14 protein-coding genes are annotated in these 21,997 nt (G+C 61.5%); 12 read left to right on the forward strand and 2 right to left on the reverse strand.

Annotated elements, in window-relative coordinates; translation table 11 throughout:
• Window positions 1-276: 276 nt before the first annotated feature.
• Window positions 277-1,653, reverse strand: coding sequence for an L-serine ammonia-lyase (locus OC605_RS26780; protein WP_262140365.1), 1,377 nt, complete (start codon window positions 1,651-1,653; stop codon window positions 277-279).
• A 435-nt stretch (window positions 1,654-2,088) separates the two neighbouring features.
• Here OC605_RS26780 and OC605_RS26785 point away from each other — a divergent pair, with 435 nt between their 5' ends.
• The 3 genes from OC605_RS26785 to choV all read left to right on the forward strand — a co-directional run bounded on the left by OC605_RS26785 (window position 2,089) and on the right by choV (window position 5,134).
• Entirely contained in the window at window positions 2,089-3,036 is a 948-nt protein-coding gene (locus tag OC605_RS26785) for a choline ABC transporter substrate-binding protein (RefSeq protein WP_016772806.1), read from the forward strand.
• 77 nt (window positions 3,037-3,113) lie between these two features.
• A complete protein-coding gene (choW, locus tag OC605_RS26790; protein ID WP_016772805.1) occupies window positions 3,114-3,959 on the forward strand; it encodes a choline ABC transporter permease subunit in 846 nt (281 codons plus the stop codon).
• On the forward strand, window positions 3,956-5,134 hold the full coding sequence (choV, locus tag OC605_RS26795; protein ID WP_016772804.1) for a choline ABC transporter ATP-binding protein: 1,179 nt from the start codon (window positions 3,956-3,958) through the stop codon (window positions 5,132-5,134). Before choW ends, choV begins: the two co-directional genes overlap by 4 nt.
• Before the next feature lie 189 nt (window positions 5,135-5,323).
• Here choV and OC605_RS26800 read toward each other — a convergent pair whose 3' ends face one another.
• A complete protein-coding gene (locus OC605_RS26800) occupies window positions 5,324-7,264 on the reverse strand; it encodes a BCCT family transporter (protein ID WP_223630511.1) in 1,941 nt (646 codons plus the stop codon).
• A gap of 486 nt (window positions 7,265-7,750) precedes the next feature.
• Between OC605_RS26800 and betI the strand changes: the two genes are divergently transcribed.
• The 9 genes from betI to yccS all read left to right on the forward strand — a co-directional run bounded on the left by betI (window position 7,751) and on the right by yccS (window position 21,897).
• Window positions 7,751-8,344, forward strand: a complete 594-nt coding sequence (gene betI, locus OC605_RS26805) for a transcriptional regulator BetI (protein WP_008085771.1) — start codon at window positions 7,751-7,753, stop codon at window positions 8,342-8,344.
• An 88-nt stretch (window positions 8,345-8,432) separates the two neighbouring features.
• The gene (gene betB, locus OC605_RS26810; RefSeq protein ID WP_024014608.1) at window positions 8,433-9,905 is read left to right on the forward strand and encodes a betaine-aldehyde dehydrogenase; all 1,473 of its coding nucleotides are present in this window, start codon (window positions 8,433-8,435) and stop codon (window positions 9,903-9,905) included.
• Window positions 9,906-10,111: 206 nt separating this feature from the next.
• Window positions 10,112-11,815 (forward strand): choline dehydrogenase, encoded by a 1,704-nt coding sequence (betA, locus tag OC605_RS26815; protein ID WP_186568934.1) that lies wholly within the window; start codon window positions 10,112-10,114, stop codon window positions 11,813-11,815.
• Window positions 11,816-12,066: 251 nt separating this feature from the next.
• Window positions 12,067-13,509: a TldD/PmbA family protein gene (locus OC605_RS26820; RefSeq protein WP_262140366.1), complete on the forward strand. Its 1,443-nt coding sequence runs from the start codon at window positions 12,067-12,069 to the stop codon at window positions 13,507-13,509.
• Window positions 13,509-14,846 carry a TldD/PmbA family protein gene (locus tag OC605_RS26825; protein WP_130900721.1) on the forward strand — a complete coding sequence of 446 codons (1,338 nt, stop codon included), beginning with the start codon at window positions 13,509-13,511 and terminating at the stop codon, window positions 14,844-14,846. The genes OC605_RS26820 and OC605_RS26825 overlap by 1 nt, the downstream gene beginning before the upstream one ends.
• A gap of 190 nt (window positions 14,847-15,036) precedes the next feature.
• Window positions 15,037-16,464, forward strand: coding sequence for a multidrug transporter subunit MdtD (mdtD, locus tag OC605_RS26830; RefSeq protein ID WP_042606617.1), 1,428 nt, complete (start codon window positions 15,037-15,039; stop codon window positions 16,462-16,464).
• A gap of 292 nt (window positions 16,465-16,756) precedes the next feature.
• Window positions 16,757-18,142, forward strand: coding sequence for an ATP-dependent RNA helicase DbpA (dbpA, locus tag OC605_RS26835; RefSeq protein ID WP_024014613.1), 1,386 nt, complete (start codon window positions 16,757-16,759; stop codon window positions 18,140-18,142).
• A gap of 153 nt (window positions 18,143-18,295) precedes the next feature.
• Window positions 18,296-19,474, forward strand: coding sequence for an NAD(P)/FAD-dependent oxidoreductase (locus OC605_RS26840; RefSeq protein WP_262140367.1), 1,179 nt, complete (start codon window positions 18,296-18,298; stop codon window positions 19,472-19,474).
• Window positions 19,475-19,704: 230 nt separating this feature from the next.
• Complete coding sequence (gene yccS / locus OC605_RS26845; RefSeq protein ID WP_262140368.1) at window positions 19,705-21,897, forward strand: YccS family putative transporter; 2,193 nt, start codon at window positions 19,705-19,707, stop codon at window positions 21,895-21,897.
• The last annotated feature ends 100 nt before the right edge of the window (window positions 21,898-21,997 follow it).

Here is a 21,997-nt window from a genome sequence, read left to right on the forward strand (position 1 = left end):
GAGGATTTGCACAGAGTGTCACCGCAAGCACGGACGACGGACGGTCGCGTAACGACCGATAAGTCACGACTGACAGTGAGGCTTGTCTGATTGCGACGCGCCAAAAGGTGGCGTGGCTGGATCGGGGTGTTCTTTTGTTGAGCAGTTTTGACTGGTCTGGCGCCTTCGCGAGGCTCGCTCCCACACTGGAATCTGGGGTTCACAAATATTGTGTTCACTGGAGATCTATTGTGGGAGCGAGCCTGCTCGCGAAGAATCCACCTCGGTGTGGCGGGGTCAACACTCAACCGCACTGACCGCCAAGCCACCGCGCGAAGTTTCCTTATATTTGTCATGCATATCGGCGCCGGTATCGCGCATGGTGCGGATCACCCGGTCCAGCGAGATAAAGTGCTGCCCGTCGCCGCGCAGGGCCATTTGCGCCGCGTTGATCGCTTTCACTGCCGCGATTGCATTGCGCTCGATGCACGGCACCTGCACCAGGCCACCGACCGGGTCGCAGGTCAGGCCCAGATTGTGCTCCAGGCCGATTTCCGCCGCGTTGCACAATTGCTCGGGCGTGGCGCCGAGAATCTCCGCCAGCCCCGCCGCTGCCATCGCGCAGGCCGAACCGACCTCGCCCTGGCAGCCGACCTCGGCCCCAGAGATCGAAGCGTTCTTCTTGCACAGAATGCCGACCGCCGCCGCGCCGAGGAAATAGTCGACGACGTTGGCGTCGGTGACCGCTTCGCTGAATTTCATGAAGTAGTGCAGCACCGCCGGGATGATCCCCGCCGCGCCGTTGGTCGGCGCGGTAACCATGCGCCCGCCGGCGGCATTCTCTTCATTGACGGCCAGGGCGAACAGGTTGACCCACTCCATGGCGCTCAGGGTCGAGCCGATGACATTGGGCTTGTTCAGCTCTTGCAGGCTGCGGTGCAACTTCGCCGCACGCCGGCGAACGTTCAAGCCGCCGGGCAGAATGCCTTCGTGCTTGAGGCCTTGCTCGACGCAATCCTGCATCGCCCGCCACAGTTTCATCAGCCCGGCACGGATCTCTTCTTCGCTGCGCCAGACCTTTTCGTTGGCCATCATCAGTTCGGCAACACGCAGGTTGTGCGTTTTGCACAACTCCAGCAGCTCGACCGCACTGGAGAAATCGTAGGGTAATTCGGTGCGATCCAGATCGACCACACCGCTGCTGGCCTGCGCCTCATCAACGACGAATCCGCCGCCGACCGAATAGTAGGTGTCACGGTGCAGCTCACCGAACTCGCCTTCGGCCACCAGCGTCATGGCGTTGGGATGGAATGGCAGGTTTTCATCGATCAGGCGCATGTCCCGCGCCCACACAAACGGCACCGCCAGACGGCCATCCAATAACAACGTATGGGTTTCGCGCAGCGCCTGAATGCGCGGGCCGATCTGCGCCGGGTCGATTGCGTCCGGCCACTCGCCCATCAGGCCCATGATCACTGCGTTGTCGCTGCCGTGACCGATGCCGGTGGCGGAAAGCGATCCGAACAACTGCACCTCGATGCGCCGCACCTGTTCCAGCTGATGCTTGCCGCGCAGCGACTCGACGAACAATGCGGCGGCGCGCATCGGCCCGACGGTGTGGGAACTGGAAGGGCCGATGCCGATTTTGAACAGGTCGAAAACGCTGATAGCCATTGCTGCGAAGCTCCTGAGAATACCGGTCCGGGCGGCAAAAGCGCCCGCTGGCGGAGCTGCTACGCTCAAGCTGCGATCCGCCGAATGCCGGCATCATCGGGCTTTTGTCGGCGCGCTCGGCGTCTGACACCGACGCAGTCATGTCCAGCAGCGTCGTTACGTTTTCGCCCCGCAAATACGCCGTTTTTATGCCGTTGAGCAGGTCATCGGGGGCGGAAAAAAGCTGTAAGCGACGTCACCGACACTGGAAGCGACCATCCCTGTACTGGATACGACCCTCCCTGTAGGCGTCAGATTTTCACTGGTACATGATCGGGATGACTCGATTGCAAGGCGCTGCGGTAGAGCTGTCGTCAGAACGCCACCAACCGCAACCCATAAGTGCGGTGGTCCACAGTCGGAACACTGCCAAAAAAAACACCAAGGAGTCCATCCATGAAAGGTTCCCCGTCGTTGTTGTTGGCCGCCCTGCTGAGTCTGCCGTTACTGGCGCAAGCCGCAGAACCGGCACAGTGCAGCCTCGTTAACTTCTCTGATGTCGGCTGGACCGACATCACCGCTACTACCGCCACCACTTCCGTTGTTCTCAACGCCCTCGGCTACAAGACCAAGACCACCATGATCTCCGTGCCCGTGACCTACAAGTCGCTGGCCGACGGCAAGAACATGGACGTGTTTCTCGGCAACTGGATGCCGACCATGGAGAACGACATCAAGCCGTATCGCGATGCCGGCACCGTCGACACCGTGCGCACCAACCTCAAGGGCGCCAAATACACCCTCGCCGTGCCGCAAGCCCTGTACGACAAAGGCCTGCATGACTTCGCCGACATCGCCAAATTCAAGAAAGAGCTCGACGGCAAGATCTACGGCATCGAGCCGGGCAACGACGGCAACCGGCTGATCCAGAGCATGATCGACAAGGATGCCTTCGGCCTGAAAACCGCAGGCTTCAAGATCGTCGAATCTTCCGAGGCCGGCATGCTCTCGCAAGTCGACCGGGCGCAGAAGCGCGACACCGCCGTGGTCTTCCTCGGCTGGGCACCGCACCCGATGAACAAGCGCTTCAAGATTCAATACCTGACCGGCGGCGACGACTTCTTCGGCCCCGATTTCGGCGCAGCCACCGTGGCGACCAACACCCGCAAGGGCTACGCCGAAGAATGCAGCAACGTCGGTCAGCTGTTGAAAAACCTGGAGTTCACCGTCGACATGGAAAGTGAACTGATGGGCAACATCCTCGACGACAAGATGAAGCCTGACGCGGCCGCCAAGGCCTGGCTGAAAAAGAATCCACAGGTGCTCGATACCTGGCTCGCTGGCGTGACCACCATTGACGGTAAACCAGGCCTGGAGGCCGTGAAAGCCAAGCTCGCGCCTTGATTTGAAAGGCACCGCTTATGCCGGGCAGGCGTGCCTGCCCGGGCTGTTAATTTCCTTGCATGCGGACGTTCACTACCATGCTGATTGATCAGAAAATACCTTTAGGCCAGTACATCGCGGGCTTCGTCGAATGGTTGACGCAACACGGCGCCAACACCTTCGACGCAATCGCCGTGACACTGGAAACGATGATCCACGGCGTGACGTTTGCGCTGACCTGGTTCAACCCGTTGGTGCTGATTGGCCTGATTGCCATCATCGCTCATCTGATTCAACGCAAGTGGGGCCTGACCGCGTTCGTGGTCGCCTCGTTCCTGCTGATCCTCAACCTGGGTTACTGGCAGGAAACCATGGAAACCCTCGCCCAGGTGCTGTTCGCCACCCTGGTCTGCGTGTTGATCGGCGTGCCGCTGGGCATCGTCGCCGCGCACAAACCGATGTTCTACACCATGATGCGGCCGGTGCTCGATCTGATGCAGACCGTACCGACCTTCGTTTACCTCATTCCTACCCTGACCCTCTTCGGGCTGGGTGTGGTTCCGGGCCTGATCTCCACGGTGGTCTTCGCCATCGCGGCGCCGATCCGCCTGACCTACCTGGGCATCCGCGATGTCCCGCAAGAACTGATGGACGCCGGCAAGGCCTTCGGCTGCTCGCGTCGCCAATTGCTCTCGAGGATCGAGCTGCCGCACGCCATGCCGAGCATCGCGGCCGGCATCACCCAGTGCATCATGCTGTCGCTGTCGATGGTGGTGATCGCGGCACTGGTCGGCGCCGACGGACTCGGCAAACCGGTGGTCAACGCACTGAACACTGCTGATATTGCGCTGGGCTTCGAAGCAGGCCTGGCAATCGTACTGCTGGCGATCATGCTCGACCGTATCTGCAAACAACCCGACGCCAAAGTAGGGGGTGACGCATGAGCATAATTCGCTTCGAAGACGTCGACGTAATCTTCTCCAAGGACCCGCGCGAGGCACTCAAGCTGCTCGATCAGGGCATGACCCGCAACGAGATCCTGAAGAAGACCGGTCAGATCGTCGGCGTGGAAAAAGCCACGCTGGACATCAACAAAGGCGAGATCTGCGTGCTGATGGGCCTGTCCGGATCGGGCAAGTCGAGCCTGCTGCGCTGCATCAACGGCCTCAACACCGTGAGCCGCGGCAAGCTATTCGTCGAGCATGAAAACCGCCAGATCGACATCGCGTCCTGCACGCCCGCCGAACTGAAGATGATGCGCACCAAGCGCATTGCCATGGTGTTCCAGAAGTTCGCCCTGATGCCGTGGCTGACGGTGCGCGAGAACATCAGTTTCGGTCTGGAAATGCAGGGTCGACCGGAGAAGGAACGCAAAAAACTGGTCGACGAAAAACTCGAACTGGTCGGCCTGACCCAATGGCGCAACAAGAAGCCGGACGAACTCTCCGGCGGCATGCAGCAGCGCGTCGGCCTCGCACGCGCGCTGGCCATGGACGCCGACATTCTGCTGATGGACGAACCGTTCTCGGCTCTCGACCCGCTGATCCGCCAGGGCCTGCAAGACGAATTGCTGGAACTGCAACGCAAGCTGAGCAAGACCATTGTGTTTGTCAGCCACGACCTTGATGAAGCTCTCAAACTCGGGAGCCGCATCGCGATCATGAAAGACGGCCGGATCATCCAGTACAGCGTGCCGGAAGAAATCGTCCTCAACCCGGCGGACGACTATGTGCGCACCTTCGTCGCCCACACCAACCCGCTCAACGTGCTCTGCGGCCGCAGCCTGATGCGCACGCTGGACAAGTGCAAACGCATCAACGGCTCGGTGTGCCTGGATCCTGGCGGCGACTCGTGGCTGGACCTGGCCGAAGGCAACACCATCAAAGGCGCGCGGCAGAACGGCTCGGTGCTGAATCTGCAGAACTGGGCACCGGGGCAAGCAGTGGAAGGCCTGGAGCGCAAGCCAACGCTGGTGGACTCGAACATCGGCATGCGTGATGCGCTGCAGATCCGTTATCAGACCGGCAACAAGCTGGTGCTGCACGATAACAATCATGTGGTGGGGATTCTCGGCGACAGCGAGTTGTATCACGCGTTGTTGGGCAAGAATCTGGGGTAAACCCCGCAGACACAAAACGCCGCGAGACGATCGCGGCGTGATCGTTCCCACGCTCCGCGTGGGAATGCAGCCCGGGACGCTCCGCGTCCCACAACAGCGGACGCAGAGCGTCCATTGATGCATTCCCACGCAGAGCGTGGGAACGATCATGCAAAAGGGGCTCAATCGAGCCCCTTTTGTTTTAGCTGTTTAGCTGTACACCCGGCCAAGAAGCTGCCGATGGCTTTCAAACTGATCCAGCACATCCCGCGTAATCTGCTCCGGGGTAAAGCCCATCAAGTCATAATCCTGGCTGCCGTTGTGCAGATACACCTCAGCCCGATAATAACGCTGACGCGCCTCATCCGATTGCGCCGACTCAGTTGGAGTCGCCAGATAACCATCCAGGCTCACTTCGTAAACGAAAGGGTTGCCCTCTTCCATCTCGACCCGCACGCCCATGCAGCGCTTGGCCTTGCCCAGCAGCGTCTGCACTTCAATGCCCTGATTGCGCAATTGCGCCGCTGCATCTTCCAGCGCCGGGGTGACGTGTTTGTCCATGAAGCGCTGCACCACCGATTGGCTCGGCTGCAGATCCAGTTGCGTCAGGCGCTCGCTGAAACCACGGCGTCCGCGCTCGGCCAGTTGCGCTTGCTCCTGCTCGATCTGCACGTCCTGGCGCATCGCCTTGTGCAGGCCGAACATGAAGCAGATCAGCACCACCGAGAACGGCAGGCCGGCCAGCACGACCATGGTCTGCATGGCTTCGAAGTTGCCGGCGAACAGCAGGCCGATGGTCACCAGGGTGATCACCACCGACCAGAAGATCCGCAGCCAGTGCGGCGCGTCTTCATCGACGTTGCCGCCTTTGCAGGAAAGATTCGCCATCATTACCGCGCCGGAGTCGGCCGGGGTCAGGAACAGCACGAAGCCGACGAAGATCGACACACCAATCACGACTTTCGACGCCGGGTAATGCTCAAGCAACTGATAGATCGCCATCGACGGCTGTTCCAGCGCCGTCTTGCCCAGCTCCACCGCGCCCTGATTCATCACCAGATCCAGCGCCGAGTTGCCGAAGATCGACAGCCACGCCAAGGTGAAGCCCAGCGGAATCAGCAGCACGCCAGCAACCAGCTCACGCACGCTGCGACCACGGGAAATCCGCGCAATGAACATGCCCACGAATGGCGCCCAGGAAATCCACCACGCCCAGTAGAACAGCGTCCACAGGCCCAGCCAGCGGTCGGACTTGGCGCTGTCGCCTTCATAGACGTACAGGTCGAAGGTCTTCAGCACCACGCCGTTGAGGTAGTCACCGATGTTCTGCACGAAACCGTTGAGCAGGTGCAGGGTCGGGCCGAACAGCAGGACGAAAATCAGCAGGCCGCTGAACAGCACGATGTTCAGGTTGGACAGACGACGGATGCCGTTTTCCACACCCGACACAGCGGCGATGGTCGCTACTGTGCTCATGACGATGATGACGATCAGCAGGTTGGTGTTGCTGTGCTCCATGCCGAACAGGTTTTCCAGCCCGGACGACACTTGCAGCGAGCCAATCCCCAGGTTGGTCACCAGACCCAGCAGGGTCACGAACATGCCGAAGCCGTCCACCGCGTGACCGGCAGCGCCTTTGACCCAACGCTCGCCGACCAATGGATACAGCGCCGAACGCAGCGCCAGCGGCTGGTTATGCCGATAGGCGAAATACGCCACGGCCAGGCCGACCAAAGCGTAAATTGCCCAGCCGTGCAGGCCCCAGTGCAGGAAGGTCAGTTGCACTGCCTGACGCGCGGCCATGTTGGTGGCCGAGGTGCCTTCCGGCGGATTGAAGTAGTGATCCAGCGGCTCGGACGCGCCGAAGTACAACAGCGAAATGCCGATGCCCGAGGAGAACAGCATCCCCGCCCAGGCGCCGTAACTGAAATCCGGGGTGTCGTCCTTGCTGCCCAGTTTGAGTTTGCCGTACGAGGAAAACGCCAGACCGACCACGAACACCAGGTAGGCGGCGATCACCACCATGTAGTACCAGCCGAAGCTGCGCGACAACCAGGCCTGGGCCATGCCCAACATTCTGCCGGCCTCTTGCGGGGCGATGATCAGAATGGCGGTCAACAACAGAATCAGCGCGGTCGAGGTGTAGAACACCCAACCGTTGACCGTCACCTTCTCGGGCGGGGTCTTTATTAGCGAGGCAGAACTCATGGCACAAATGCTCCAGGCAGTGCGAGAGAAGAACACAAGGCATCACGGAACCCGACCAATCGGTTAGTTGGCAGCCGACCGGCGGGTGATATAAAGACACTCCGAAAAAAGCCCGAACCTGCCGAAATGGCGTTGCGTATTCGCTTTCGTGGCCAGAGGCGACGGACGTTCATCCGAAACCTGGCCCCGAGCGTCTTGCCCTTTCAACACGTCCTTCGAATCGCGAACCGCGCCATGCCCCACGCAGGTTTCGAGCCGTTTCAGGTGTCGGTTTTTATCGTCATTACGCGTAGGAATTTTCTGTAGGCAGCGACGAATTGTCGCAGATCTTATTCTTTGTTGATTGAACGTTCAATCAAAACAAAATAGACTGGCCCTCAATCCGATCGGCGTCATTCGCCCCTCGGAAGGCCTAAGGAGATGTGCAAGATGCCCAAGGTCGGTATGCAACCCATCCGCCGCCAACAATTGATCGAAGCCACTTTGCAAGCGGTCGATCAGGTCGGAATGGGGGACGCCAGCATTGCGCTGATCGCCCGTTTGGCCGGTGTCTCGAATGGCATCATCAGTCATTACTTTCAGGACAAGAACGGCCTGATCGCCGCCACGATGCGGTACCTGATGACCGCCCTCAGCGAGAGCGTCACCGCTCGCCGTCAGGCGCTGGCCGATGACAGCCCACGGGCGCATCTGCAGGTGATCATCGAAGGCAACTTCGACGCCAGCCAGGTCAATGGCCCGGCAATGAAAACCTGGCTGGCCTTCTGGGCCACCAGCATGCACCAGCCGTCTTTGCACAGGTTGCAGCGGATCAACGATCACCGTCTGTATTCCAACCTGTGCTGCCAGTTCCGCCGTGTGCTGCCGCTCGAAGATGCGCGCAGCGCCGCCCGGGGTCTGGCAGCGTTGATTGACGGCTTGTGGTTGCGCGGCGCGCTGTCGGGAGACGCTTTCGACACGGCGCAGGCGCAACAGATCGCTTACGAATACATGGATTTCCAATTGGCCAAGAAGGTGAGCTAGAGCACACAGAATATGCTCGGCCCCTGAACTCCACCGCAGCGTGATCGCGGTGGTCAACGCCAACCACCAATGCACTTGCGAGGACACTATGGCCCGTTTCGAACTGCAAAAACTCTACATCGATGGCGCGTACACCGACGCCGGCAGCGACGCCACCTTCGAAGCCATCAACCCGGCGAACGGTGAAGTCCTCGCACTGGTGCAACGTGCGACCAAAGACGACGTCGAGCGCGCCGTGGTCAGCGCCGAAAAGGGCCAGAAAATCTGGGCCGCGATGACCGCCATGGAGCGTTCGCGCATCCTGCGCCGCGCCGTCGACATCCTGCGCGAGCGCAACGATGAGCTGGCCGCGCTGGAAACCCTGGACACCGGCAAATCCTTCTCCGAAACCAAGTACGTCGACATCGTCACCGGCGCTGACGTGCTGGAATACTACGCAGGCCTGGTGCCCGCCATCGAAGGCGAGCAGATCCCGCTGCGTGACACCTCGTTCGTTTACACCCGTCGCGAGCCGCTGGGCGTGGTCGCCGGTATCGGCGCGTGGAACTACCCGATCCAGATCGCCCTGTGGAAATCCGCTCCAGCCCTGGCGGCCGGTAACGCGATGATCTTCAAGCCAAGCGAAGTCACCTCGCTGACCACTCTGAAACTGGCTGAGATCTACACCGAAGCCGGCGTGCCGAACGGCGTGTTCAACGTCCTGACCGGCAGCGGCCGCGAAGTCGGCACCTGGCTGACCGAGCACCCGCGCATCGAAAAAATCTCCTTCACCGGTGGCACCGACACCGGCAAGAAAGTCATGGCCAGCGCCTCGGCTTCGTCGCTCAAGGACGTGACCATGGAACTGGGCGGCAAGTCGCCGCTGATCATCTGCGACGACGCCGATCTCGATCGCGCCGCCGACACGGCGATGATGGCCAACTTCTACAGCTCCGGTCAGGTCTGCACCAACGGCACTCGCGTATTCGTACCGGCGCATCTGAAAGCCGCGTTCGAGGCCAAGATCGTTGAGCGCGTTGCGCGCATCCGCGTTGGCAACCCGGAAGACGAAAACACCAACTTCGGCCCGCTGGTCAGCTTCCCGCACATGGAAAGCGTGTTGGCTTACATCGCCAAGGGTAAAGAAGAAGGCGCACGCGTGCTGTGCGGCGGCGGTCGACTGACCGACGGCGAATTCGCCAAAGGCGCGTTCGTTGCGCCAACCGTGTTCACCGACTGCACCGACGACATGACCATCGTGCGCGAAGAGATCTTCGGCCCGGTGATGGCGATCCTCTCCTACGAAACCGAAGAAGAAGTGATCCGCCGTGCCAACGACACCGACTTCGGCCTGGCCGCCGGTATCGTTACCAAAGACCTGAACCGCGCGCACCGCGTGATCCATCAACTGGAAGCCGGTATCTGCTGGATCAACGCCTGGGGCGAGTCCGACGCAAAAATGCCGGTCGGCGGCTACAAGCAGTCGGGTGTTGGCCGTGAGAACGGGATCAGCTCGCTGAACAACTTCACCCGCATCAAATCGGTACAGGTCGAGCTGGGCGATTACGTCTCGGTGTTCTGATCAGACTCAGAGTCCGGGTGGGGCCATTGTGGCGAGGGGATTCATCCCCGTCGGGCTGCGAAGCGGCCCCCCTCCAGACACTGCAATTCTCCAGACAGAACCAGTCGCCGACTCTGCGACTGCTGCGCAGCCGAACGGGGATAAATCCCCTCGCCACAGGTGCGCGGTCACAGTTGACCTGACCAACTTCAAAGAGGGTGCATTCAATGTCCCAAGAATTCGATTACATCATCATCGGTGCCGGCTCGGCCGGTAACACCCTGGCGACCCGTCTGACTGAAGACGAAGGCGTCACCGTTCTGTTGCTCGAAGCCGGGGGGCCGGACTACCGCCTCGACTTCCGTACCCAAATGCCCGCTGCGCTGGCGTTCCCGCTGCAGGGTCGTCGTTACAACTGGGCCTACGAAACCGATCCAGAGCCACACATGGACGGGCGCCGGATGGAATGCGGTCGCGGCAAAGGCCTCGGCGGCTCTTCGCTGATCAACGGCATGTGCTACATCCGTGGCAACGCCATGGACTACGACGGCTGGGCGAAACTGCCGGGCCTGGAAGACTGGTCGTACCTCGATTGCCTGCCGTACTTCCGCAAAGCCGAAACCCGTGACATCGGCCCGAACGATTACCACGGTGGCGACGGCCCGGTCAGCGTGACCACGCCGAAAGCCGGCAACAACCCGCTGTTCCACGCCATGGTTGAAGCCGGCGTGCAGGCCGGTTACCCGCGTACCGAAGACCTCAACGGTTACCAGCAGGAAGGCTTCGGCCCGATGGACCGCACCGTGACGCCGAACGGCCGCCGTGCTTCCACCGCCCGTGGCTACCTCGACATCGCCAAGAAGCGTTCGACCCTGACCATCGTCACCCACGCCCTGACCGACAAGATTCTCTTTGAAGGCAAGCGCGCGGTCGGCGTGCGTTACCTGATCGGCGACGCTGAAGAACGTGTTGAAGCCAAGGCGCGCAAGGAAGTCCTGCTGTGCTCCGGCGCCATCGCTTCGCCGCAGATTCTGCAGCGCTCCGGTGTCGGCCCGGCGAAATTGCTGGAAAGTCTCGACATCCCGGTGGTCCACGATCTGCCGGGCGTCGGTGAAAACCTGCAGGATCACCTTGAGCTGTACCTGCAATACGCCTGCACCCAACCGGTTTCGCTGTATCCGTCGCTGCTCTGGTACAACCAGCCGGCGATCGGTGCCGAGTGGCTGTTCAACGGCACCGGCATCGGCGCCAGCAACCAGTTCGAGGCCGGCGGTTTCATTCGTTCGCGTCCGGAATTCGAGTGGCCGAACATCCAGTACCACTTCCTGCCGGTGGCGATTAACTACAACGGCAGCAACGGTGTGAAAGAGCACGGTTTCCAGGCGCACATGGGTTCCATGCGCTCGCCGAGCCGTGGCCGCATCCAGGTCAAATCCAAGGATCCGCGCCAGCACCCGAGCATCCTGTTCAACTACATGGCCACCGAGCAGGACTGGCAGGAATTTCGCGACGGCATCCGCCTGACCCGCGAAATCATGCAGCAGCCGGCCCTCGACGCGTTCCGTGGTCGCGAAATCAGCCCGGGCATCGACGTGCAAACCGATGAGCAGCTCGACAAGTTCATCCGCGAACACGCCGAAACCGCGTTCCACCCGTCCTGCTCGTGCAAGATGGGCACCGACGAGATGGCCGTGGTCGATGGCGAAGGTCGTGTGCACGGCATGCAGAGCCTGCGCGTGGTCGATGCCTCGATCATGCCGATCATCACCACCGGCAACCTCAACGCGCCGACGATCATGATGGCCGAGAAAATCGCCGACAGGATCCGTGGCCGCAAGCCGCTGCCGCGCAGCAACGCTGCTTATTACGTCGCGAACGGCGCGCCGGTCAAAGGCAAGCCGATGCGGGATATTACCCCTGCGGCTCAGTAAGACGTAATACCGAGGCGCGACCTTCGCGAGCAGGCTCGCTCCCACATTGGAATGCATTTCAACTGTGGGAGCGAGCCTGCTCGCGAAGAGGCCCTCACAGCAACACACAATTCCCCGCTGCACTGTAAATTCCCCTACACCCCCTCTTCACTTGATCCTACCCCCACGCAGGCCTACTCTAGACCTCGCGTAACCGTTTCACCCCTCCCCGCTGTCGCCATGCCGCTACTCCATTACAAGGAGGTTCTCGAATGTTCAATTTCCACCCCCAGCTCAAGCAGCGCTTTGCTGCCTTGCGCACGGGCGCTGAATTTTTTTCCCTGCGGTATGTGCGCGAGTCCGGGCAGTTTCTGTCGGTGCGCAAGAACGTCGCCGAACCGCCGAGCCTGAGCCGCGATGAAGGCGCAATGCTCACCGTGCGCGTGAATGGCGTCGAAGCCTACGCGGCGACCAATGACCTCTCGCAACAAGGCCTGCAAGCCGCCCTCGAGCGCGCCGAGCAACAGGCCCGCCGGCTCAAGCCGCACGCCTTGCTCGATCTGCGCGAGCAGACGCTTTCCAGTGACCGCGCTGATTATTTTTCACCCAACCTCGAACAGCCCTTCCCGTCCCTGAGCGAATGCTTCGATCTGCTCGGTGCGGAATCCGCCTCGGTGCCCAAGGATGAACGCCTGGTCAATTGGCAGGTGAGCATCGGCATCACCCATGTCGAGCAGATCTACCTGAGCAGCGCCGGCGCCGAATTGCGCCAGGCCCAGCGCTTCGTCTATCCGAGCCTCGACGTCACCGCCTACGACGGCAACGACAGCCAGACCCGCAGCCTCGGCCGCGAGAACTTCGGCCAACAGGGTGGCGCTGATGTCATCAGCCGCTGCGGCCTGGTCGGTGCCGGTCCGCAAGTCGCCGACCAGGCCCTGCAACTGCTGCTCGCGCCGAACACCCCGCAAGGCCCGCGCGACCTGCTGCTGATGCCCGATCAGATGATGCTGCAGATCCATGAATCCATCGGTCACCCGCTGGAGCTCGACCGCATCCTCGGCGATGAGCGCAATTACGCCGGCACCAGTTTCGTCAAGACCAGCGATTTCGGCAGCCTGCAATACGGCTCGAACCTGCTCAACGTAACCTTCGACCCGGGCATCCCCGAAGAACTTGCCAGCTACGGCCATGACGACGACGGCACTGCGGCGAGCAAACAATTCCTGATTCGCGACGGCCTGTTGCTGCGCCCATTGGGCGGGGCGCTGTCGCAGTATCGCGCCGGCCTCGAAGGCGTTGCCAACAGCCGCGCCTGCGGCTGGAACCGGCCGCCGATCGACCGCATGGCCAACCTCAACATCGAGCCGGGCGATCAGACGCTGGAGCAGATGATCGGCGGTATCGAGCACGGCATTCTGATGAGCACCAATCGCTCGTGGTCGATCGACGATGCGCGCAACAAATTCCAGTTCGGCTGCGAATGGGGCCAGTTGATCGAGCATGGTGAACTTAAAGGCGTGGTGAAAAATCCCAACTACCGGGCCATTTCCGCGCACTTCTGGAAGAGCCTGCGCGCCGTCGGCGATGCCAACACCGTCAAGGTGCTGGGCACGCCGAACTGCGGCAAGGGCGAACCGAACCAGGTGATTCGCGTCGGCCACGCTTCGCCGGCCTGCGTATTCAGCAACATTGATGTGTTTGGGGGAGACGCCTGATGAGCATTTCGAAGCGTCAGTCCGACGCCTTCAAGGTCATGGTCAACTGGCTGCGCGACAGCGTGCGCGAGCCGGAACAGTTCACGCTCAGCTACGCCGCCGAAGCCTCGGCGTTCGTGCGCTTCAATCACGCCAAGGTGCGCCAGGCCGGGCAAGTGCAACAGGCCAACGTCGGCCTGAAACTGATCGACGACGGTCGCCACGCCGACCTGCAGATCACCTTGTCCGGGGATCAGGAAGCCGATCTGCAACGCCTCGCCGAAGGCTTGCAACAACTGCGCGAAACCTTGCCGCTGCTGCCGCAGGATCCGTACCTGCTGCTCAATCACAACAGCTGGCAGAGCACGCACGTACAAGCGCATCCGCTGCCGGACACCGAAGATGTCGTCGGGCAAATCTGCGCCGCCGCTGAAGGTCTCGATCTGGTCGGTTTCTATGCTGCCGGCCCGATCAGCCGCGGTTTCGCCAGCTCCGCCGGCGCGTTCGGCTGGCATGAAGCCAACAGTTTCAACTTCGACTTCAGCCTGTTCCACGAAAACGGCGAAGCGGTGAAGGCCAGCTACGCCGGGCACGACTGGAGCGACGAGGGTTTCGCCCGGCGTTTCGCCCAGGCCCGCGAACAGCTGGAGTTTCTCGGCCGACCGTTACGCACTTTGGCACCGGGACAGTACCGCGCCTATCTGGCACCGGCGGCACTGGAAGAAATTATGGGCATGCTCAGTTGGGGCGGGTTCTCGGCGCAATCAATCGCCAGCAAGAGCAGTCCGTTGCAGAAACTCTACGTCGGCGATCAGGCGTTCAGTCCGCTGGTGTCGCTGGATGAGAAAGTCAGCGAATCCCTGAGTCCGGCGTTTTCCGCCGAGGGATATCCGCGCAGCGATCTGCGTCTGATCATCGAAGGCCGGGCCGGTGATCAACTGGTCGGCTCGCGCAGCGCGGCGGAATATGGTCTGGCGGCGAACGGTGCGGGCGGCGGCGAAATGCCCAGTGCGTTGAACATGGCCGCCGGTGATCTGTCGCAAGAACAGATCCTCAAGCAGTTGGGCACCGGGCTGTACATCAGCAACCTGTGGTACCTGAACTACTCGGATCAACCGGCGGCGCGCATGACCGGCATGACCCGCTTCGCGACCTTCTGGGTCGAGAACGGCGAAATCCAGGCGCCGGTCAGCACCATGCGTTTCGACGACAGCGCCTACAACCTGCTCGGCTCGCAGTTGGAAGCGTTGACTACCGAGCGTGAATTGCTCCTGTCGGCGAGTACCTACAGCCAGCGCAATACCTCGTCATCGCTGTTGCCGGGGGCGCTGGTCAGCCGGTTGACCCTAACGCTGTAAAACAAAGATCCCCGGCACACAGGGGATCACCTGTTGGAATAGAAACTGTGGCGAGGGGATTTATCCCCGATGGACTGCGCAGCAGTCCCGTTTTTTGGGGGCCGCTGCGCGCCCCGGCGGGGATAAATCCCCTCGCCACAGGGTTTCATGTTTGAACAAAAATCTGGATTAACCACCCACACGAGGTTCCATGCCCAACCGCCCGCCTCTCGACGCCATCACCGCCCGCTGGTTGCCGTGGGTCGTCGCCATTGCGTTCTTCATGCAGTCCCTCGACGGGACCATCCTCAACACCGCGCTGCCGGCCATGGCCAGCGATCTGGCCGAAGACCCGTTGCGCATGCAGGGTGTGATCATCGCCTACATGCTCACCGTGGCCCTGCTGATCCCGGCCTCCGGCTGGATCGCCGACCGCTTTGGCACCAAGAAAATCTTCTTCGGCGCGATTCTGCTGTTCAGCTTCGGCTCGTTGCTCTGCGCTTTGTCCAGCAGCCTGAGCATGCTCATCGGTGCACGGGTGATTCAGGGCCTCGGCGGTGCGCTGATGCTGCCGGTCGGGCGACTGGTGGTGCTGCGTGCCTACCCGCGCTCGGAACTGGTGCGGATCATGGGTTTCATCACCATTCCCGGCCTGCTCGGCCCGCTGATCGGCCCGACCATGGGCGGCTGGATGGTGGAATACGTGACGTGGCACTGGATCTTCCTGATCAATCTGCCGGTCGGGGTGATCGGCTGTTATGCGGTGTGGAAATTCATTCCCGACCTGCGCGGCACGGAGCGCACGCGCTTCGATAGCCTCGGCTTTCTGCTGTTCGGCGCGGCGATGATCCTCATCACCATTGCCATGGAAGGTCTTGGTGAACTGCACCTGCCGCACCTGCGGGTGATGTTGCTGCTGTTCGCCGGCATGGCCTGTCTGGCGGCGTACTGGCTGCGCGCCGGGCACATCGAAAACCCGTTGTTCGCGCCGTCATTGTTCAAGACCCGCACCTTCGCCGTCGGCATTCTCGGCAACCTGTTCGCGCGACTGGGCAGCGGCGCTTTGCCGTTCCTGGTGCCGTTGCTGCTGCAAGTGGCGTTGGGCTATTCGCCGTCGCAAGCGGGGATGAGCATGTTGCCGCTGGCCGCTGCGGCGATGATCGCCAAGTGGGTCGCGCGGCCGCTGATCGAACGCCTCGGCTATCGCATCGTCCTCACCGGCAACACGCTGGCGCTGGGGATCATGCTGGCGAGCATGGGCCTGGTCAGCGAGCAGACGCCGTACTGGCTGCTGCTGTGCCTGCTAGCCGTGCTGGGTGCAATCAACTCGCTGCAATTCACCGCGATGAATACGGTGACGCTGATCGACCTCGACGATGCCAGCGCCAGCAGCGGCAACAGTCTGCTGTCGGTGGTAGCGCAGTTGTCGCTGAGCCTCGGCGTGGCTTGCGCCGGTGCGCTGCTCGGCGGCTTCACTGCGAAGGTCGGCAACGATGGCGTGGAAACCGTGCTCGGCGCGTTCCAACTGACCTTCGTCACGGTCGGCGTGATGGCGATGCTGGCGGCGACGATTTTCTCGCAGCTGTCCAAGGAAGACGGGCGCCGGGCGAAACGGCCACAGGAGCACATCGAACACTGATTGTGCTGGAGGACATCTGTGGCTGCTGAAGGACTTCCGTGGCGAGGGGATTTATCCCCGCTGGGTTGCGCAGCAGCCCCAAAAAGGTTGGATGCGGTCAGCCTGATGAATTGAGGTGGCAGGTATTGGGGGTGCTGCGCACCCCAGCGGGGATAAATCCCCTCGCCACAGATAAATCCCCTCGCCACAGGTAATCCCTGCCTCGGGTTCAATCGCTGTTCGTCCAGAACTGTCGAGGAAACGGGCACGGGGCTGCTACACTGCGCGACATTTTGTTTTGCAGGCCAGTCCCGTGACCACCATCGCCACCGCTTTTAATACTCTGCCGCTGTCCGCCGCCATGCTGGCTAACCTCGAATCACTCGGTTATGCCCAGATGACGCCAATCCAGGCGCAGAGCTTGCCGGTGATCCTCAAGGGGATGGACCTGATCGCCCAGGCCAAGACCGGCAGCGGCAAGACCGCCGCGTTCGGCATCGGCCTGCTCAACCCGATCAACCCGCGCTACTTCGGTTGCCAGGCGCTGGTGATCTGCCCGACCCGCGAGCTGGCCGACCAGGTGGCCAAGGAAGTCCGCCGTCTGGCCCGCGCCGAAGACAACATCAAGGTCCTGACCCTGTGCGGCGGCGTGTCGTTCGGCCCGCAGATCGCTTCGCTGGAACACGGCGCGCACATCATCGTCGGCACTCCGGGGCGCATTCAGCAGCACTTGCGCAAGGGTTCGCTGGTGCTCGATGGCCTGAACACGCTGATCCTCGATGAAGCCGACCGCATGCTCGACATGGGTTTCTACGACGCCATCGAAGACATCATCATCAAGACCCCGGAGCGCCGGCAAACTCTGCTGTTCTCCGCGACCTACCCGGTGGGCATCAAGCAACTGGCTTCGAAATTCATGCGCGATCCGCAGACCGTCAAGGCTGAAGCCTTCCACGACGACACGCAGATCGAGCAGCGCTTCTACGAGATTTCTCCGGAAGAGCGCATGAGCGCGGTGACCAAAGTCCTGCACCACTTCCGTCCGGCGTCCTGCGTGGCGTTCTGCTTCACCAAGCAGCAAGTGCAGGAAACCGTCGATCACCTGACCGCCAAAGGCATTTCCGCCGTCGGCCTGCACGGCGATCTGGAACAGCGTGACCGCGATCAGGTGCTGGCGATGTTCGCCAACCGCAGCACCTCGGTGCTGGTCGCCACCGACGTCGCAGCCCGTGGTCTGGACATCGATGCGCTGGACATGGTGATCAACGTCGAGCTGGCGCGCGATTCGGAAATCCACATTCACCGCGTCGGCCGTACCGGTCGCGCGGGCGAGAAAGGCATCGCCATCAGCCTGGTCGCGCCGTCCGAAGCTCATCGTGCGCAAGCCATCGAACAACTGCAGAAAGCGCCGCTGAACTGGGATCAGATCGACAACCTCAAGTCCCAGGGCCTGGCACCGCTGCAACCGCCGATGACCACCCTGTGCATCGGCGCTGGCCGTAAAGACAAAGTGCGCCCGGGCGACATTCTTGGCGCACTGACCGGCGAAGCGGGCATTCCCGGTGCGCAGGTCGGCAAGATCGCGATCTTCGATTTCCAGGCCTACGTCGCCGTTGAACGCACCGTGGCCATGCAGGCCTTGCAGCGCCTGAACGACGGCAAGATCAAGGGCCGCTCGTTGCGCGTGCGTATTCTGTAAGCGATCTCCCATCCATAGGAGATCCCCTGTGGGAGCGAGCCTGCTCGCGAATGCAAACTGTCAGTCGACATCATTGTTGAACGACACAACGCTTTCGCGAGCAGGCTCGCTCCCACAGTTTGTTTTGTAGCGACCCACCAAGAGGACACCGTTTTGCGCTCTACCGAAGTCGTGATCATTGGCGCTGGCGCGGCCGGCTTGATGTGTGCCCTGACCGCCGCCGGGCGCGGGCGTCAGGTGTTGCTGCTCGACCACGCGAACAAGGCCGGCAAGAAAATCCTCATGTCCGGCGGTGGCCGCTGCAATTTCACCAACATGTACACCGAACCGAGCAATTTCCTTTCGCAGAACCCGCATTTCTGCAAATCGGCGCTGGCGCGTTACACCCAGTGGGATTTCATCGGCCTGGTCGGCAAACACGGCGTGCCGTACCACGAGAAGAAACTCGGCCAGCTGTTCTGCGATAACAAATCCAGCGACATTCTCGGCATGCTCCTTGATGAGTGCGATCAGGCCGGCGTCGAGCTGCACCTGGACACCTCGATCCAGACCATCGAAAAAACCGACAGCGGTTATCTGCTCGACACCACCCTCGGCCAAGTCCAGTGCCAGTCGCTGGTGATCGCCACCGGCGGGCTATCGATTCCGACCCTGGGCGCCACCGGTTTCGGTTATCAAGTCGCCAAACAGTTCGGCCATGAACTGCTGCCGACCCGCGCCGGTCTGGTGCCGTTCACCATCACCGACCAGCTCAAAGAGTTGTGCACAGAGCTGTCCGGCACCTCGGTGGATTGTCTGGTCAGCTGCAACGAGCAGAGCTTTCGCGAGAACATTCTGTTCACTCACCGTGGCCTCAGCGGCCCGGCGATTCTGCAGATTTCCTCGTTCTGGGAGTCTGGCGATACGGTAGAGATCAACCTGCTGCCGGATCACGACGCGGCGAGCTGGTTGCAACAGCAAGTCGCCGAGCGTCCGAACAGCGAGCTGAAGACTTTGCTTGGCGAGATCTTCACCAAGAAGATGGCCAATCTGCTGGCGGACAACTGGTTTGTCTCCAAACCGATGAAGCAGTACACCCACGCCGAACTGGCGGAGATTGCCGAGAAACTCGGCAGCTGGAAGGTTGTGCCGGCGGGGACTGAAGGCTATCGCACGGCTGAGGTGACCCTGGGCGGCGTCGACACCCGCGAGGTGTCGTCCAAGACCATGGAGTCGCTGAAAAGCCCGAGGCTGTACTTTATTGGTGAAGTGCTCGACGTCACCGGGCATCTGGGCGGCTTCAATTTCCAATGGGCCTGGGCCTCGGGCTACGCTGCGGCGCAGTACGCTTAACTCAAGGCCAAATACAAAAACCTGTGGGAGCGAGCCTGCTCGCGAATGCGGTGTACCAGTCGACATCAATGTTGAATGACACTCCGCTTTCGCGAGCAGGCTCGCTCCCACAGTGGTTTATGGTGTAAGTAAAAGGAACACTTTTTGCTGTCAGATGTGCTCGGCGCCATTGCGTCGGCGTCATTACTGGCTCAATTTAGCGGCATCGCCTCGGAAGGCCTTCGCACTTCATGTCCTCGACCTCGTTTCGTCAGTCTTTGCGGCGCCTGTGGGCGCTGGATAAATTCAGCTACAGCGTGCGGGTATTCATCGCCCTGACCGGCAGCATGGCGCTGTGCTGGTATCAGGATGAAATGGGCCTGCTGATCCCGTTGTTCCTCGGCATCATCGCCAGCGCCCTGGCCGAGACCGACGACAGTTGGCAGGGGCGTCTCAACGCTCTGGCGGTGACGCTGGTGTGTTTCAGCATCGCCGCGCTGTCGGTGGAATTGCTCTTTCCCTACCCGATCATTTTTGCCGTGGCCCTGGCGCTGGCCAGTTTCGGCCTGACCATGCTCGGCGCGCTGGGCGAGCGATACGGTGCGATCGCCTCGGCGACCCTGATTCTCTCGGTGTACACGATGATCGGCGTCGATCAGCGCGGCGGCGCGGTTACCGATTTCTGGCATGAACCGATGCTGCTGGTCGCTGGCGCGGCGTGGTACGGCCTGCTGTCGGTGCTGTGGCAGGCGCTGTTTTCCAATCAACCGGTGCAGCAGAGTCTGGCGCGGCTGTTCCGCGAACTGGGCCTGTACCTGAAGCTGAAATCCTCGCTGTTCGAGCCGATCCGGCAGATGGACGTCGAAGCCCGCCGCCTCGAACTGGCGCAGCAGAATGGCCGGGTGGTCGCCGCACTGAACACGGCCAAGGAAATCATCCTGCACCGGGTCGGTAACGGTCGGCCCGGCTCGAAAGTCAGCCGCTATCTGAAGCTGTATTTCCTCGCGCAGGACATTCACGAACGCGCCAGCTCTTCGCACTACCCTTACAACGCGCTGGCCGAGGCGTTCTTCCACAGCGACGTGCTGTTCCGCTGCCAGCGCCTGCTGCGCCAGCAAGGCAAGGCCTGCCGGGCCTTGGCCGAGTCAATCCAGATGCGCCAGCCGTTCATCTACGACGCCAGTTTCGCCGAAGCCCTGAACGACCTGCATGCCTCCCTCGAACACTTGCGCATCCAGAGCAACCCGGCATGGCGCGGCCTGCTGCGCTCGCTGCGCGCCCTGGCGGCCAACCTCGGCACCCTCGACCGCCTGCTCAGCGACGCCAGTAACCCCGATGCTCTGGCGGACGCCACTGACAGCAGCCTGCTCGACCGTTCACCGCGCAATCTCAAGGACGTGTGGATTCGCCTGCGCACGCAACTGACGCCGACCTCGCTGCTGTTCCGCCATGCCCTGCGCCTGCCGCTGGCACTGAGCATCGGCTACGGCATGGTGCACCTGATCCACCCGTCGCAAGGCTACTGGATCATTCTCACCACGCTGTTCGTCTGCCAGCCGAATTACGGCGCCACCCGGCGCAAACTCGGCCAGCGGATCATCGGCACGGCCATTGGCCTGACGGTGGCCTGGGCGCTGTTCGATCTGTTCCCCAACCCGGTAGTGCAATCGTGCTTCGCCATTGCTGCCGGCGTGGTGTTCTTCACCAATCGCACCACTCGCTACACCCTGGCGACGGCGGCGATCACGATCATGGTGCTGTTCTGCTTCAATCAGGTCGGCGATGGCTACGGGCTGTTCCTGCCACGGTTGTTCGATACCTTGCTCGGCAGTTTGATTGCGGGTCTGGCGGTGTTCCTGTTTCTGCCGGACTGGCAGGGTCGGCGCCTGAACAAAGTGCTGGCCAACACCCTGACCTGCAACAGCATCTACCTGCGCCAGATCATGCAGCAATACGCCGCCGGCAAGAGCGACGACCTCGCCTATCGCCTGGCCCGACGCAACGCGCATAACGCCGATGCGGCGCTGTCGACGACACTGGCGAACATGCTTATGGAGCCGGGGCATTTCCGTAAGGAGGCGGATGTCGGCTTCCGCTTCCTGGTGCTGTCGCACACTTTGCTCAGTTACCTGTCCGGGCTCGGTGCGCACCGTGAAACGCAACTGCCGGCGGATGTGCGCGAGCATCTGATCGGAGGCGCCGGGGTGAAACTGGCGACCAGCATCGACGAAATCGCTCAAGGCCTTGCGAGCAAGCAGCCGATTGCAATTCAGAGTGATGAAGAAGAAGCGCTGGCCAATGAGCTGGAACAGATGCCGGATGAAATCGATGAAGGGCAGCGGTTGGTGCAGACGCAGCTGGCGCTGATTTGCCGGCAGTTGGGGCCGCTTCGGACATTGGCGGCGCATTTGATTAAGGACACTGCCGAAATCAGCGGCGCCTGAGACGACGCGTTCGCGAGCAGGCTCGCTCCCACAGGGTATGCATTTCAAATTGGGGGAGCGAGCCTGCTCGCGAAGAGGTCATCAGCCACAAAGAAAATGC

This window comes from Pseudomonas sp. Marseille-Q5117 (assembly GCF_946901175.1).
GTDB classification, from domain to species: Bacteria; Pseudomonadota; Gammaproteobacteria; order Pseudomonadales; family Pseudomonadaceae; genus Aquipseudomonas; species Aquipseudomonas iranensis.